General features: G+C 67.6%; 11 protein-coding genes and 1 pseudogene. 5 read left to right on the forward strand and 7 right to left on the reverse strand.

The features are described from left to right. Positions 1 to 47: 47 nt before the first annotated feature. From ON43_RS23935 to ON43_RS23950, 4 genes are all read right to left on the reverse strand, one after another. Positions 48 to 1199 (reverse strand): LppU/SCO3897 family protein, encoded by a 1152-nt coding sequence (locus tag ON43_RS23935; protein ID WP_040810974.1) that lies wholly within the window; start codon positions 1197 to 1199, stop codon positions 48 to 50. A gap of 113 nt (positions 1200 to 1312) precedes the next feature. Then, positions 1313 to 2413 carry an amidohydrolase family protein gene (locus ON43_RS23940; RefSeq protein WP_040810975.1) on the reverse strand — a complete coding sequence of 367 codons (1101 nt, stop codon included), beginning with the start codon at positions 2411 to 2413 and terminating at the stop codon, positions 1313 to 1315. Positions 2414 to 2470: 57 nt separating this feature from the next. After that, on the reverse strand, positions 2471 to 3397 hold the full coding sequence (locus ON43_RS23945) for a LysR family transcriptional regulator (RefSeq protein ID WP_040810976.1): 927 nt from the start codon (positions 3395 to 3397) through the stop codon (positions 2471 to 2473). Positions 3398 to 3618: 221 nt separating this feature from the next. Beyond that, positions 3619 to 4356: an MBL fold metallo-hydrolase gene (locus tag ON43_RS23950; protein WP_040810977.1), complete on the reverse strand. Its 738-nt coding sequence runs from the start codon at positions 4354 to 4356 to the stop codon at positions 3619 to 3621. Positions 4357 to 4429: 73 nt separating this feature from the next. Here ON43_RS23950 and ON43_RS23955 point away from each other — a divergent pair, with 73 nt between their 5' ends. The 5 genes and pseudogenes from ON43_RS23955 to ON43_RS23975 all read left to right on the forward strand — a co-directional run bounded on the left by ON43_RS23955 (position 4430) and on the right by ON43_RS23975 (position 11741). Then, positions 4430 to 4825: a hypothetical protein gene (locus ON43_RS23955; RefSeq protein WP_040810978.1), complete on the forward strand. Its 396-nt coding sequence runs from the start codon at positions 4430 to 4432 to the stop codon at positions 4823 to 4825. Between the two features lie 114 nt (positions 4826 to 4939). Further along, positions 4940 to 6508 carry a rhomboid family intramembrane serine protease gene (locus tag ON43_RS23960; protein ID WP_040810979.1) on the forward strand — a complete coding sequence of 523 codons (1569 nt, stop codon included), beginning with the start codon at positions 4940 to 4942 and terminating at the stop codon, positions 6506 to 6508. A gap of 197 nt (positions 6509 to 6705) precedes the next feature. After that, positions 6706 to 7635 (forward strand): hypothetical protein, encoded by a 930-nt coding sequence (locus ON43_RS23965; protein WP_040810980.1) that lies wholly within the window; start codon positions 6706 to 6708, stop codon positions 7633 to 7635. A gap of 126 nt (positions 7636 to 7761) precedes the next feature. Further along, positions 7762 to 10386, forward strand: a pseudogene (rph, locus tag ON43_RS23970) (rifamycin-inactivating phosphotransferase). Positions 10387 to 10685: 299 nt separating this feature from the next. Next, positions 10686 to 11741, forward strand: coding sequence for a hypothetical protein (locus tag ON43_RS23975; protein ID WP_040810981.1), 1056 nt, complete (start codon positions 10686 to 10688; stop codon positions 11739 to 11741). A 185-nt stretch (positions 11742 to 11926) separates the two neighbouring features. On the opposite strand, the gene ffh is transcribed toward ON43_RS23975, so the two are convergent. The 3 genes from ffh to ON43_RS23990 all read right to left on the reverse strand — a co-directional run. Beyond that, positions 11927 to 13498 carry a signal recognition particle protein gene (gene ffh, locus ON43_RS23980; protein ID WP_040810982.1) on the reverse strand — a complete coding sequence of 524 codons (1572 nt, stop codon included), beginning with the start codon at positions 13496 to 13498 and terminating at the stop codon, positions 11927 to 11929. Between the two features lie 168 nt (positions 13499 to 13666). Further along, entirely contained in the window at positions 13667 to 13975 is a 309-nt protein-coding gene (locus ON43_RS23985; RefSeq protein WP_040810983.1) for a hypothetical protein, read from the reverse strand. A 178-nt stretch (positions 13976 to 14153) separates the two neighbouring features. Then, a partial coding sequence (locus ON43_RS23990) for an HD domain-containing protein (protein ID WP_040810984.1) occupies positions 14154 to 15383 on the reverse strand: 1230 nt, incomplete at its 5' end.

The following is a 15383-nucleotide window of genomic DNA, read 5'->3' on the forward strand; positions in this document are numbered from 1 at the left end:
TTCACTTTCCCTGCGCAGCGGAATGGCTATCTCCGGCAGCGGCCGCGTCATCTTCTGCGTAGGCAGAGCGTGCTGCCCGCACCGCCGCCGGTGGTGTAGGTGAGGCTGACGACCGTGCCCGGCGGGCAGACGTTGTCGGGGGCGTCATGGCGGTCGAAGACTTGGTAGAGGGCCTTGGGGTCGGCGCAGTCGATGCGGTGGGTGTCGTTGGCGGAGCCGGAGTGGCGGTTGTTGTCGGAGATGCAGTCGCCGACCACGGCGTAGCGGGAGTCGCCCAGATCGACCGGGCCCATGCAGACGATCAGCACCAGGTCGGTCTTGTCGTTGGACCGGACCATCACCGATTGGAAGCCCAGATCGTCGGGGCACTCGGGGGCCTTGGGCTTCTGATAGGCCAGGCGGACCGACAGCACGCGGGCCGAGGCGGACGGGTCGGCGCAGTCGACCTTCTTCATGGTGTCGCGATTGGCGCAGTCGCCGAGCTTGGCGGAATCCATGGACTTGGGGTCGACCTCGTTGGCGCACACCACGATCGCGCGGCCGCCCAGCGAGGACTGGGCGAAGGCCATGCGGGCCTGCGGGTGGTCCTTGCACGCCTGATCGGTGACCGGGACCTTCGAATGCGATTCGAGGGCAACGATTTTCACGGGCGAAGGGGTCATCGTGCAGTCGACGCGGGTCATCGCGTCACCGGCCTTCTTGACGTCGACGCAGTCGTCGGCCTGGAACGCGCCGGGATCGGTGAGATTGAAGCGAGTGGGGGTCAGGCACAGGATGGTGGAGGCCGCGCCGGTCGCCGGTTCGGGTACGGCCTTCGTCGCATTCGGATACTTGGCGCACGCCGAATCCACCGGCAGCACCATGTCTGCACGGCCCACGATCTTGTAGGTCGACTTGCTGTCGGTGCAGCCGTACACGACCGGCTGGACAGGGGCGTCGATGCACGCGCCGACCGGGTAGGCCAGCGGATCGGGGCGAGTGACGACCCAGCCGACAATCGACGCCGCCACGCCGATGACGACCACCGCCAGCACCGCGATCCACACCCACCAACGCCGCTTCCGGGCGGGAGGGCTCGGCGGCACGGCGAACTGATCCGACGACGGAACCGGTTGCGTCCATGCCGGATTCACAGGATCGACCTGCGGTTCGGGCGGGGGCGGCGGTTGGACGGCGGGGTCGGATTGCTGATCGGTCACGGGGTCCCTCCCACGGTTTCGGGTCGCGGCGATCTCTGCGGCCCGGTCAGGAGGTGATCGTAAAATCCGGCATATCGGGTGTAGGGGTGACGGATTCGGTAACCGATTCGCGGCTAGCGGCTGGCTGTGACCGGGGAGCGGTTGGCGTAGACCCGGCCGCGGAGGACGACGCAGGTGGGGGTGGCGAGGGCGGTCAGGTTTTCGCGCGGGTCTTCTTGGTAGACAACGAAATCGGCGGGGGCGCCGGGTTCGATGCCGGGGTGGCCGAGCCAGGTGCGGGCGTGCCAGGAGGAGGCGGCGAGGGCGTCGTGCGGGGTGAAGCCCGCGGTGGTGAAGGCGGTGATCTCGTCGGCGACGCGGCCGTGGCGGATGGTGCCGCCCGCGTCGGTGCCGGTGTAGATGGGGATGCCCGCCTCGTGCGCCTTGGCGACGGTGTCGCGGGAGCGGCGGTGCAACTCGCGCATGCGGGCGGCGTAGACGGGGAATTTGCCTGCGCCGTCGGCGATTCCGGGGAAGGTGTCGGTATTGATGAGGGTCGGGACCAGGGCGGTGCCGTGGGCGGCCATGAGCGCGATGGTGTCGTCGGTGAGGCCGGTGCCGTGTTCGATGCAGTCGATGCCCGCGCCGAGCAGGCCGGGCAGCGCGTCCTCGCCGAAGACGTGCGCGGTGATGCGGGCGCCCGCGGCGTGGGCGGCGTCGATGGCGGCCTTCAGGATCGGATCCGACCAGAGCGGCGCGAGGTCGCCGATCGAGCGGTCGATCCAGTCGCCGACGATCTTCACCCAGCCGTCGCCGCGGCGAGCCTGATCGGCCACGATGTCGGGCAGGTCGCGTTCGTCCTCGACGTCGATGCCCAGTTCGCGGATGTAGCGCTTGGGGCGAGCGATATGGCGGCCCGCGCGGATGATGCGGGGCAGGTCGTCGCGGTCGTCGATGAAACGGGTGTCGATGGGCGAACCGGCATCACGCAACAGCAGTGCGCCCGCATCGCGCTCCACCTCGGCCTGAGCGACCGCACCCGCCGAATCCTCGTGTCCGCCACCATTTTTGATGCCGACATGGCAGTGGGCGTCGACGAGTCCGGGCAGGATCCAGCCGTTGTCGTGCACGGTGACGGCGTCGCGGATCGGTTCGTCGGAGATCAGCCCGTCGCGTACCCAGAGGTCGCGGACTTCGCCATCGGGTAGGACCACGCCACGGAAATGCAGCCGCATTCCGGCCTCCTCGCCTGGGACGGTATGTCTCGACACAAACCCGGATCCACTATCGCATCAGCCGTCCAGGACGGTGATATCGGTCCGCTCCCGGCACACCCCGCGAATGGCCTCCAGCCCGGCCGCGATCACCGGATGCTCGGCGCTGCCCCGCCGCACCGCGGTCAGGTGACGGCGGACCGGGACCGGATCGTCGTGCAGCGCAACGCGCACCACCGCCAGCGACGGCGGCCAGACCGCGAGCCGCGGCACCAGACTGACCCCGAAGCCGTGCGCGACCATGGCCGCCACGCCCGGGAAATGGAGTGCCTGCCCGGCGATTCGGGGCGTGAACCCGGCCGCGGCGCAGGCGGCCGACACCACCAGGCGATGGGCGATGCGCGCACGCCCGGTGATCCACGGCTCGGCGGCCGCCTCGCTCAGCGCGACGCTGCCGCGCCCGGCGAGCGAATGCCCCACGGGCACAAGCAGATCCAGTGGTTCGGAGAGCAGCGGGCGCTGTTCGAAGCGCAGGTCGTCGGGCGCGGGGGTGCCGGGTGCGGGCAGCACGATCCCGATATCACTGTCGCCGACCAGCAGGCTTTCGAAGCACTCCGCGCTCTCGTCCTCGATCAGTTCCACCGTCAGCCCCGGATTCGCGTCCCGCAGCCGGGCGGCGGCCAGCGCCCCCAGCGCGCCGAGGGCGGTCGGCATGGCGCTGATCCGCAGCACGCCCGCGATTCCGGCCCGATGCGCCGCCAGCTCGGCCCGCGCGCTTTCCGCCTGTGCCGCAAGCAGATCCGCGTGCCGCAGCAGCGCATGTCCGGCGGCGGTCAACTGCACCCGCCGCCCCACCTGCTCCAGCAGCTCGACCTCCAGCTCCCTGGCCAGTCCTCGCAATTGCTGCGACACGGTGGAGGGCGTCAGATGCAGTGCGGCGGCGGCAGCGGTCACGGTGCCGTGCTCGTGCAGCACTCGCAGAGCCTGTAGCCGAGGATCGATCATGTGGATATTCCATACGATTCGCTGCGAAAATATTCGATGGACCGAGACTACCGCCCCCGCGAAGACTGGGCCCATGACCGCATCGGATCGACACTGTAGCCACTGCGGCTGGCCCACAGCCCAACCCTTCCAAGTCCTTTCGCGTCATCGCACCTCGGAGGGCATCGTCACCTACACCCGATGCGCCTGCGGCTCCGTGCGCATGCACCTGTCCCCCGCGATCACGACCGCGTGAACTCGCCCATCAGCCGCGGCAGCCCCTCCCGAATCGGCGCCCCATGCCCCGGCACGAGAATCTCGGCCTCGACGGCACCGAGCGCGCGGGCACTGTCGAGGGTGCCCGCCTCGTCGTGATTGAAGAACCCCGGCAGCAGTTGCAACCCGGTCTCTTTCACCAGCTTGTGCCCGGTCACCAGCGCGTCCCCGGAGAACAGCACGCCCTCCGACGGCATCAGGTAGGCAGTGTGGCCATTGGTGTGGCCCGGTGTCGAGACCGCCACGAATCCGCCCGGCAGCCCCGCGAGGACATCGGCGTCCAGCGGCGCGGCGGTGGGAACGCTCATCTTGATGTGCCCGACGCAGGCGCGCACCGTCTGGCTCACCCACTCGATGCCGCGTCGGGTCCCCAGCCGCTCGACCATCTGTTTCGGCGTGATCTGTTGCAGGTATTCACGTTTGGCGTGCCGGACCTCCTCGGCGCCGGTGTACACCGGCACGCCGTAGCGTTCGACCAAGGTGGGGATCGCGCCGATGTGGTCGAGGTGCGCATGCGTCAGCAGAACCGCGGCGATGTCGCCCGCATCATGCCCGATCTCCCGCACCGACTTCAGCACCGATTCCGTGTCGCGCGGATACCCGGCATCGACGAGCGTCACCCCGCCCGCCCCGGTGACCACCCCCCAATTCACGTTCGTGCCCGCCACCACATACACGGACTCCGAAACCTGCTCGATCTTCACGCCCAAACCGTACCGACAATGCGGCAAACAGCGGTACCGCAACCGAGACTCGGCATCCGGTAGGTTCCCGTGAATGGCCGACGAAGATGTCTCCGACGAGATCCGGGTGCTGCACGCCGATCTGGCGGAATGGCTCGGGAATCCGGACGCGAAGGAAGCACTCACGCGATTCGTCGAGCAGCTCGACGCCGACTTCTCGATGGTGACACTCGACGGCGAGGTCGTACGGCGGGAACAGTTGGTCGCGGGGCTGAGTGCAGCCCAGAATGCCGCGCCGGGGTTGGCGATCGAGATCTCCGACATCGAGATACTGCATCGCTCCGACGAAAGCGCCGCCGTGCGGTTCAAGGAGATTCACCGATCGGGAGATGGGAGTTCCGACCGGTGGACCACAGCGATCCTGGTACCGGATAGCTTGGGGCGCAACGGATTACGGTGGCGGAGCGTACACGAGACCGCAGTGCACTAGACCTCGCCCCGCCTTCTCTCCCCGCCGGATCGGTCACGCGGCACCGTACCGGCAGAACACACGGATACGCAGTGATGTAGCTTCTGCTCGGCCAAGGCACAACACGGGTGGGGCATGGGTAAGAGAGATTATTGGGGTCCGAATAGTTTTCGGGTTCGTCGCAGCAGATGGAAAGCAGCCGCGCTGCGGCCGTTCGGGATTCACACCGCCGTATACCAGGAGATCCGAAACATTCCCCTGGAAATCGACGACGATGGCGAGATAGTCGCACCGCCCGGCGGCCTGTTCGGCCCACTCTCCCCGGAAGACCAGGTCCGCATCGAGGAGCGCGACACACACTGGTCCCGGTTCCGCGAGGCCTTCGTCGAGACACTGTTCACCATGCCGGTGGGCAGCCGCCTGATCATCGGGAACCTGTACAACGAATACGCCCGCGACGCCGGGTCATTGGACCGGTTCGTGTCGTGCACCGTTCTCGACGAATACATATTGGTCGAAACCGCCTCTACATACGACCTCGACTATCTGCCGCCGTCGAAACGTCGCGGCCTGATCGACCTGTCCTATGGAGGATGGGCGCCACCGTCGCCCGAGGAAGGCATGGAGTGCTGGTTCCGGTTCACCGACATGCCCGCACCCGACGCCGAACGCGGGAGATTGGCCAAGACCGTCGAAAGACTGTTCACCCTCTACAGCCAAGCATCGCTACCGGACGACCTGGTGGTCGAGGCGCTGATGGTGGAAACCGGTGGGCCGGTGGCACATCCGCTGCTGGACCAGCTGGACATGAAGAGCGCCGACCTCCACAACAACATCCCACCGCGACGACCCGCACGAGACCCGGAGCCCGACGATGATTGGGACGACGAAGACGACTGGGACCAGGACGACGCGCTACCTCTGCACTTCGCCTTCGAGCCGCATCCGCTCGTCCGAGCCGTGTTCCAGGACAATACGGAACCGGTACGCACCCGCATGGGAGCGTCTGTCGATTCGTTCTGGCGGCCCACGCCGTATCTGACCTTCGCGTTGATCGGTATCCTCACGATCCTGTACACGATCGGCGCCACTCAGGCGCACGATATCCGCTCACCGCGCCATTCCTGGTTGAACGTCCACTCCTCACTCTGGCTGCCGAGAATTGCGCACGGCCAGTGGCACCGCGTGTTCACCAGCCCGTTCGTCCAACCCAACCTGCTCTACCTCCTGGCCGCGATCGTCTGCCTGTTCCTGGTCGGTCGGGAAGTCGAAGTGCTGCTCGGACGGCCTCGCTACTTCGCGGTGCTGCTCACCTCCATACTCGGCAGCGCTGCCGCCGACGTGTGGCTGGTGGATTTCCCCACGGTGGGAGCATTCACCGCTGCAGCCGGACTGCTGGGCGCCCTCCTGGTCGTCCTGGCACTAGCGCCCCTCCTACGACTGCCGCTGCTGATCGGAACCGCCATCGTGGCAGGAAGTTTGGTGGTGAAGTCTCTGAACCATGGCGACCTCGAGAATGAATGGCCACTGATCGGAGGATTCCTGACAGGCGCGATGACCACGACCTGCCTGGTCCATCTACCGCACTGGCTGCGAGCGCGAACCCCCTCAGCAACCCGCATGATCGGCCTGCTCGGCATGACAGCGGTCGCCCTTGCGGCGCTGGCGACAATCGCCGCCGCTGTCGCATGGCACCACCCCTGATCTGAACAACGGCGTACACCGCACCCAACCCATCGGCGACAGTTCACCGATGAGGTTGAACTATTTCCCACCATCAAGATCAGGGAGCTCTCAGCGCTGCTATCCGGACGAATTTCAGCGGTGAAAGCTCCCTGATCTTGGATTGCCGCTGCGTGCCGAGGTCGCGGGGCGGAGTTGCCGGTCGCTAGGCTCGGGCGGTGCAGGTGGATGGGGAGTTTCCGGTCGAGTGGGGACGCACGCTTGTCGGCAAGGTGTCTCTTGATGAGGACGACGAGTGGGTTTTCGACGATTGGACCGAGATCACTTTTCCCAGTGCCGAGGATGGCCGCCACGGGCATCACTCGAGTGGGTATGAGGCTCCGGATACGGTGGCGATCGCGTTCGACGGGGAGGTCGTCGCGCTCGGGGAGACGGGCGGGATGACTCCGACCAATTTGTACGTGTGGGACAACGAGTACTACCAGTTTCTACGATTACGGGAAGTGCTCGACGCTGAGCGGTGGGCAATGCTGCCGTGGGCTCCGTTCCGGAATGGGCAGTTGCTTTACGCCTGGGACAAATTCCACTGCCTGGGCTACTTTCGCCATCCGGATCGCCCGCCCGTGGCCGAAGGCTATGAGGATCGGAGCGAGCCGGGGTATCAGGCGGTCATGAGTTATGGCGGCGACTGGTACGACTTCGCTCAGCAGGTCGAGGCCGAATATCCGCTCGGCTTCCGGGCGGAGCCAGTGACCTCGTCCGAGGCTTGCCTGATTCGGGCGGCGCAGGATGGGGATCTCACCGCCGTGCTCGAACAGCTTTCGCTCGGAACGAATCCCAATACCGGTGCGGAGCCGCCGGGCGTGCACACCGCCTTCTGCTCGGAGCGCGATGCGACGCCGGTGGCGAATTCGATCAACGGGCGCTGGACCGAGATCACGGAGGCGCTGGTCGCCGCCGGTGCTCGCATACCGGCTTATCTGGCGCATCTCTACCCGCCCGCCGCGCCGATATCTCGGCCGCCTGCAAGACCGCGCCCCGACCCGCTGCCACGGGCAGAACCGCTGCCACAACGGACAACCCGGCGGCCGAAACCTCGGGCCGGGAACGGTATTCGAGGTTGGTGGCGGCGGATGACTGGGCACTGACGGCGGAAGCGCCTGAAATCCCCCTCCCCTTTCCACTGTATACGCGAATCCGGCGCCTCATGAGGTCCCGGATCATGGTCCATAATCGCTCGCGAAATGCCGAACCACCAGGTGAGGAGTATCGGAATGGGCTTTGTGCTGAGTTTCGGGGAGATCGACCGGACACAGGTCGCGAGCGTCGGCGGTAAGGGCGCGAACCTCGGCGAGCTGTCCCGGGTCGAGGGTGTCGCGGTGCCGGACGGGTTTTGTGTCACGACGGACGCCTTCGCCCGGACGGTGGCAGACGCACCTGCGCTGGAGGCTCTGCTCGACGAGCTCTCGCGGACGGCACCGGACGATCAGGCCGCCATCCGAACGGTGAGCGCGCAGATCCGGGACACGATCGAGCGGCTGCCAATTCCGGGCGAGGTGGCGGGCGAGATCGTCGGGGCGCATGCGCGGCTCGGGGTGGCGGGGGCGTATGCGGTGCGGTCCAGTGCGACGGCCGAGGATTTGCCTACCGCTTCGTTTGCTGGGCAGCAGGACACTTATCTCAATGTGGTGGGGGCGGCGGCGATTCTCGAGCATGTCAGTCGGTGTTGGGGGTCGCTGTTCACGGAGCGGGCGGTGACCTATCGGCTGCGAAACGGGTTCGGGCACAGGGCGGTTCGGATGGGTGTTGTCGTTCAGCGGATGGTGTTTCCGCGTGCCTCGGGCATTCTGATGACCGCCGACCCGGTCACCTCCGATCGGACGGTGGTGTCCATCGACGCCGGTTTCGGGCTGGGTTAGGCGCTCGTCTCCGGGCTCGTGAACGCCGATGTCTATCAGGTGCGGGACGACGCGATCGTCGCCCGGACCATCGCCACCAAGAAGCTCGCCGTCGAACCTGTGGCCGCGGGCGGCACCGAGGTGCGCGAGATCGCCGCGGAGCAGCGCGACGCGCCGGTGCTCACCGAGGCCGAGGTGCTGACGCTGGCACGGCTCGGCCGCCGCATCGAAGCGCATTTCGGCAGTCCCCAGGACATCGAATGGTGTCTGGACGGCACGGATTTCCGGATCGTCCAGAGTCGTCCGATCACCACACTGTTCCCGATTCCCGAAGCCGATGACGACGAGAACCACGTCTACGTGTCGGTCGGGCACCAACAGATGATGACCGACGCCATGAAGCCCCTGGGCATTTCGCTGTGGCAGCTCACCAGCCGCGGGCCCATGCGGGACGCGGGCGGGCGGTTGTTCGTGGACGTCAGCAAGCCGCTGTCGTCCCTCGAAACCCGCGACGCCCTGATCGCGGGGCTCGGCAGCTCCGATCCGCTGATCGGCGACGCGCTGCGGACCGTGGTCGACAGCGGCTTCATCGATGTTGCGCCGCAACCGGATTCCGCCGCCCCGCCCACCGCCATGCGCGCCGCCGCGGCTCCGCCCCTCGACGCCGATCCCGCGCTCGTCGCCGAGGTGATCGCCGACAGCGAAGCCTCCCTCGCCACCTTGAAACGCGATATCGCGCCCCTGTCCGGCCCGGCGCTGCTCGACTTCATCCGCGCGGATATCCCTGAGCTGCAACGGGTCCTGTTCACCCCGCGTGGCTTGCAGATGATTACCACGGCGATGAACGCCTCGACGTGGCTCAACGATCGGCTGCGGGAATGGCTGGGCGAGAAGAACTCCGCCGACGCACTGACCCAGTCGGTACCCGGCAATGTGACCTCCGAGATGGGCTTGGCGCTGCTGGATGTCGCAGACACCATCCGGCCGTACCCGGAAGTGATCGCCTACCTGCGGCGGATCGAGCACGCACAACCCACGGGAACCGCGTTCCTGGAAGAACTTTCCGCCTACCCGGGTGGCGCCGAGGCGCGGGCGGCGATCGACGGCTTCCTCGACAAGTACGGCATGCGCTGCGCGGGCGAGATCGACATCACCAGGCCACGCTGGAGCGAAAACCCCGCCACCCTGGTGCCGACGCTGCTCGGCAATATCGAGCACTTCGAACCGGGCGCGGGCGCACGGCGTTTCGCCGACGGCCTGCACGAGGCCGAGCAGGCGGCGGCGGACCTGCTCGAGCGTCTGCGCGCCCTGCCCGACGGGGAGCGGAAGGCCGCCGAGACCGAACAGATGATCGCGCGGGTCCGCACCTTCTCCGGCTATCGCGAATACCCGAAGTACCGCATGGTCAGCCGCTATTTCGTCTACAAGCGGGCGCTGCTGGCCGAGGCGCGACGACTGATGGACGCGGGTGTGCTGGCCGACGCCGAGGACATCTTCTTCCTGCGCTTCGACGAACTCGCGGAGGTCGTCCGCACCCGGCGCGCGGACGCGCGGCTCATCGCCGACCGCAGGGAAGCCTTCCGCGCGTACCAGGCGCTGACCGCGCCCCGGGTGCTCACCTCCGACGGCCGGGCTCTCACCGGCGCGTACCGACGCACGGATCTACCGCCGGGTGCGCTCCCGGGGATGGCGGTGTCCAACGGGACCATCGAGGGCCGCGCCCGGGTCGTCTCCGACATCGGCCGGGCCGATCTCGAGCCGGGCGACATCCTCGTCACCGCCTACACCGATCCCAGCTGGACCCCGCTCTTCGTCGCGATCGCGGGCCTGGTGACCGAGGTCGGCGGCCTGATGACGCACGGCGCGGTGATCGCCCGCGAATACGGCCTGCCCGCCGTCGTCGGCGTCGAGCACGCAACCGACCTGATCCGAGACGGGCAGCGCATCCGGGTGAACGGCACCGACGGCTACGTCGAAATCCTGTTGCAGCCAACGGATTAGCCTCCGGCCAACCCGGCCACGAGGGTCCGGGAAAGCAATTCGGCCCCGCCCGGAAAGGGCGGGGCCGAATCAGGTTCTGGGAACTCAGTTCTTGGGAAGTTCAGCTTCGAGAGGTCGACTTACAACGGCCTCCCGGACAAGTCCGAGGTCGAGGTCGTCGCCTGATCCGCTGTATGACCACCACCGCGCTCGCTCTCTTCTATGCTGGCTCGGTGGAAGGTGTGAATCCGACGCCGGCCTGGCGGGTCGGGCTAGGACCCGAGTTCTCGTGGCTAGCGGGACTTCCTCCTTTGCCTCCGATGCCGCCGCTCCCCGCCCCCAACGCCACAGTCGTCTGGAGCGCGAACACCGCATGGGTGCTGACGAGGGCCGCCAACGCGGTCCTGGACGCGGTGCCGCGGTGGCGGGCACTCGCCGGGTGGGTCGCGGTGGCGGCGTGTTGTTCACTGCCCATTGGGTTTCTGGTGCTCACCTGGGGGCCGATCGGGGCCGCCATCTGGACGGCACCGATCGTCCTGAGCATTTTCCTCGCATGGCGGAGGCGACCCTCACGATTCGATCGGCAGTTCGCGCGGATCTCACGCGAGCTGCCACCGGGCACCGTCCAGATGATCCGGTTCGGGCCTGACGCCTGCGATGTGCGGCACGACGACTATCAGCAGGCGCGGATACGGTATGCCGACGTGACCGAGCTGCGGGTCACGCCGTCGATTGTCGTACTCATGCGCGACGGCGACGACGAGGCCCATGTCTACCCCCGAGAGCTGTTTCCTGACAGCGCCATTCACGCGATCAAGGCGGTTGCGCCCGCGCTCGGCGGTCACCCCGAGGCCGCACGACAGTCCATCTTTCCCGCACTACCCCCCTGCCCTCCGCTCGACGAGCCGACCGGCGTCCTGGTCATCGACGAGACCACTGCCGCATGGTGGGCTCGCGCCCGCCGCCGCATCCGCATGCGGTCCATGACGAAAACCCTGCTGCTGTGCGCACTCCCCTACCTGCTACTGCTCTGGCTGGTACGCGGCCGCACCGAGGTCCTCGTGACTTGCGCGGTCCTGGCGCTGCTCTGGCTCACGCTCGCCATGCGGCTGTGGAGGCAATCCCGTACCCACAGGGCTGTCCTCGCCTCGAGCTACCCGCCCGGCACCAGCATCAGCATCCGCTTGGGCCCGGACAGCTTCGACCTCCAAATAGGTTCCGACCGCGGCCGCTTCGACTACAGCACCTTCCGCCGACTGAAGGTCAGCCACGGACTCGTCTTGCTGGACGGAACCGTGCACAACACCCTGCCGGAGAAGCTCTTTGCACCCGGAGTGCCCGACTACCTCGGCTCCTACGCCAATCATTCGGCCTAGCCCGAGCCGACCAAATCGGCCCAAGCGCGAGGCCGTCATCCTGGCGTGAGTTCGACCAGCCGCGCTGGAGCTGCTAGCAGGCGGCCACCGTGGAGATGAGCGCAAGCGTACCCGTCTGGGATCCATTGGCTTGAAACACATTCGGCCCCGCCACAGCGAAGCGGGGCCGAACAGGTTGCGGGAACTCAGTTCTTGGGGAAGTTCAGCTTCGAGAGGTCGAAACCTTCGAGCCCCGGCGGGAGTTCGTTGAGACCGGCGGGGAGGTTGGAGATGTCGGGCATTCCGGCGGGCATGCCGCCGGGGAGGCCGGGCATGCCCGGGAAGCCGCCGCGTGCCGCCTTCGGCGGAGTCGGGCCGCGTCCGCCCTTCTTGCCCTTCTTGCCTTTGCCCTTGCCCTTGTTGGCGCGGGCGCCGGGCATGCCGAACTGGCGGGACATGGCGCCCATCATCTTCTTGGCCTCGAAGAAGCGGTCGACGAGCTGGTTCACGTCGGAGACCGCGACGCCGGAACCGTTGGCGATGCGCAGTCGGCGGGAGGCGTTGATGATCTTGGGGTTGGCGCGCTCGGCGGGGGTCATGCCGCGGATGATGGCCTGGACCCGGTCGAGCTGCTTGTCGTCGACCTGGGCCAGAACGTCCTTCATCTGGCCCGCGCCCGGCAGCATGCCGAGCAGGTTGCCGATGGGGCCCATCTTGCGGATGGCCAGCATCTGCTCGAGGAAGTCCTCCAGGGTCAGCTCGCCCGAACCGATCTTGCGGGCGGCCTCCTCGGCCTGCTTGGCGTCGTAGACCTGTTCGGCCTGCTCGATCAGGGTGAGCAGGTCGCCCATGCCGAGGATGCGCGAGGCCATGCGGTCGGGGTGGAAGACGTCGAAGTCCTCCAGCTTCTCGCCGGTGGAGGCGAAAAGGATGGGCTGGCCGGTGATCTCACGCACCGACAGCGCCGCACCACCGCGGGCGTCACCGTCGAGCTTGGTGAGCACGACACCGGTGAAGCCGACGCCGTCGCGGAAGGCCTCGGCGGTGGAGACCGCGTCCTGACCGATCATGGCATCGAGGACGAACAGGGTCTCGTCCGGATTGACGGCGTCGCGGATGCCCGCGGCCTGCCGCATGAGCTCCTCGTCGATGCCGAGGCGGCCGGCGGTGTCGACGATGACCACGTCGTACTGCTTGGCCTTGGCCTCTTCGATACCGGCCCGCGCGACATCGACCGGATCCGACGCCGAGACGCCGAGCGGGTTCTCGCCGCCGCCGATGGAGGTGCCCGGATGCGGCGCGAACACGGGCACGCCCGCGCGCTCGCCGACGACCTGCAGCTGGGTGACCGCGCCGGGACGCTGGAGGTCACAGGCGACCAGCAGCGGCGTATGCCCTTGGCCCTTCAGGTATTTGGCGAGCTTGCCCGCGAGGGTGGTCTTACCGGCACCCTGCAGACCGGCCAGCATGATGACGGTCGGCGGGTTCTTGGCCAGCCGCAGCCGCCGGGTCTCGCCGCCGAGGATGGCGATGAGCTCCTCGTTGACGATCTTGACGACCTGCTGGGCCGGGTTCAGCGCCGCGGAGACCTCGGCGCCCTTGGCGCGCTCCTTGATCTTGGCGACGAAGCCGCGCACGACGGGCAGCGCCACGTCGGCCTCGAGCAGGGCCAGGCGGATCTCCCGCGCGGTCGAGTCGATGTCCGCCGGCGACAGGCGTCCCTTGCCACGCAGATCCTTGAGGGCACCGGCCAACCGGTCGGAAAGGGATTCGAACACCGATGCGCTCCTGATCTCGAGGGACTGACACTCGAGATACCAGGGTAGTGGGATCCGCGCGCGGCCGTTGCGCCAGGCTCGGACCTGCGCGAACCGAGGCTTCCCGCAAGCGTTTCCGGAGGGTCGCCGAGCGAGCGCGGGCGCGCTCTACGAGCGAGCGCGGGCGCGCTATTCGAGCGAGCGCGGCCGCGGCCCCGGACGGCGCAGATCGTGCTTCTCCGTGGTCACCATGCCGATCGCCTCACGGGCGGTGAGCCCCAGTGCCAGCGCGAGCGCATCGAGCATCGCCCATTCGGCATCGGTGGGAGTGTGCTCGGTGACCGTGGAGGCGATGGTCATGGCGGTCACCGCCTGCTGACCGGTGAGCGTGCGGCCCGGTAGCCAGGAGACGACCCAGCGGTCGCCGCCGACGCAGCGAGCGATATGCGAGGTCAGATCACTCGTCATCATTGACGCGGATACGACTTCGATTGCCACCGACCGCTCCCCTCATGCTCGCGAGGACACCTGCACGCGAATACTAGGGTGTGACACCAATCACTCGACCGGTATTACAGCAAATTGTCTGCAACATTCTCATTAACTGGCAAACGTGCGGTTTGCCAGTTAATTCCATTCCGTGGCGATCGATCAGAAAACTGCCGACAGATCCGATTCAGCTGTCCGATTCGAGTGGTTTCTTTGGTTGTTGCGGCGGCACCACCGCTAATAGCGCGGCCTCGATCTCCGCCCGCCGCTCCGGCGTGTCGCTGGCGCCCAGATCCAGGCAGAAGGTGTCGATGACCGCCGAACCCATGGTCACCACCTTCGCCCAGCCCACATTCACCCCGGCCTCGGCCAGTGCCCCGGCCAGCCGGTTCAGCAGCCCGATGCGGTCCTCGGCGCGCAATTCCAGCAGCACCCGCCCGGGCTCGGCGGTCGAATGCCAGAACACCCGCGGCTGCGCCTGCGCGAACGGACTCGGCTGCGTACCCCCGGCATCGCGCTCCTTGCGGGCCAGCACCGAGGCCAGATCCAGATCGCCGTTGATGGCGCGGATCAGCTCCTGGCGCAGCAGGCCCGGGTCCGGCGGATCACCGAAACGCGGTGCGACGACGAAGGTGTCGATGGCCGAGGAGCCCACACTGGTCAATTCGGCCGAGAGCACCCGCAGCGAATGCACGGCCAGCACACCCGCCGCATCCGAGAGCAGACCCGGATTGTCGGGCGCGACCACCGTGACGATGTGGTGGTAGCGGCCCTCCCCCGGCTTCAGATCCACGTGCACGCCACCGGATTCCGCGCGCTCGCGCAGCTCGTCCGGGATCGGCGTCGGCTCGGGCGGCTCCTCGCCCGCCATGGCGCGGCGGCAGTTGCGCACCAGTTCGCCGATGAGCGAGGCCTTCCAGTCGTTCCACACCCCGGGCCCGGTGGCCAGCGCATCGGCCTCGGCCAGCGCGTGCAGCAGCTCCAGCAGGTGCGGGTCGCCGTCGAGGGCGTCGATCACCATCTTCACGGTGTCGGAGTCGGTGATGTCGCGCCGCGTGGCGGTATCGGGCAGCAGCAGGTGGTGGCGCACCATGGCCGACAGCGTCTGCACGTCGGAAGGCCAGAGCCCCAGCCGTTTTCCGATCGAGGTGGCCAGCTCCGCGCCGACCACGCTGTGATCCTCGGTGCGCCCCTTGCCGATATCGTGCAGCAGCGCGCCCAGCAGCAGCAGGTCCGGGCGGGCGACGCGGGTGGACAGCGCGCCGGCCTGAGCAACCGCCTCCATGAGGTGACGGTCCACGGTCCAGGTGTGCATGGCGTCGCGCGGCGGCAGGTCGCGCACCACACCCCATTCCGGAAAGAGCCTGCCCCACAGGCCCGTCCGGTCCAATGCCTCGATGGCGTCGACGGCGCCGCG

The sequence above is a fragment of the Nocardia concava NBRC 100430 genome, from assembly GCF_000308815.1.
Classification (GTDB): domain Bacteria; phylum Actinomycetota; class Actinomycetes; order Mycobacteriales; family Mycobacteriaceae; genus Nocardia; species Nocardia concava.

Coding starts and splice junctions, on each gene's coding strand:
- ON43_RS23940 (WP_040810975.1), bottom strand. CDS start 2,413: ATGCGGCTGCATTTCCGTGGCGTGGTCCTACCCGATGGCGAAGTCCGC.
- ON43_RS23945 (WP_040810976.1), bottom strand. CDS start 3,397: ATGATCGATCCTCGGCTACAGGCTCTGCGAGTGCTGCACGAGCACGGC.
- ON43_RS23955 (WP_040810978.1), top strand. CDS start 4,430: ATGGCCGACGAAGATGTCTCCGACGAGATCCGGGTGCTGCACGCCGAT.
- ON43_RS23960 (WP_040810979.1), top strand. CDS start 4,940: ATGGGTAAGAGAGATTATTGGGGTCCGAATAGTTTTCGGGTTCGTCGC.
- ON43_RS23975 (WP_040810981.1), top strand. CDS start 10,686: ATGCCGCCGCTCCCCGCCCCCAACGCCACAGTCGTCTGGAGCGCGAAC.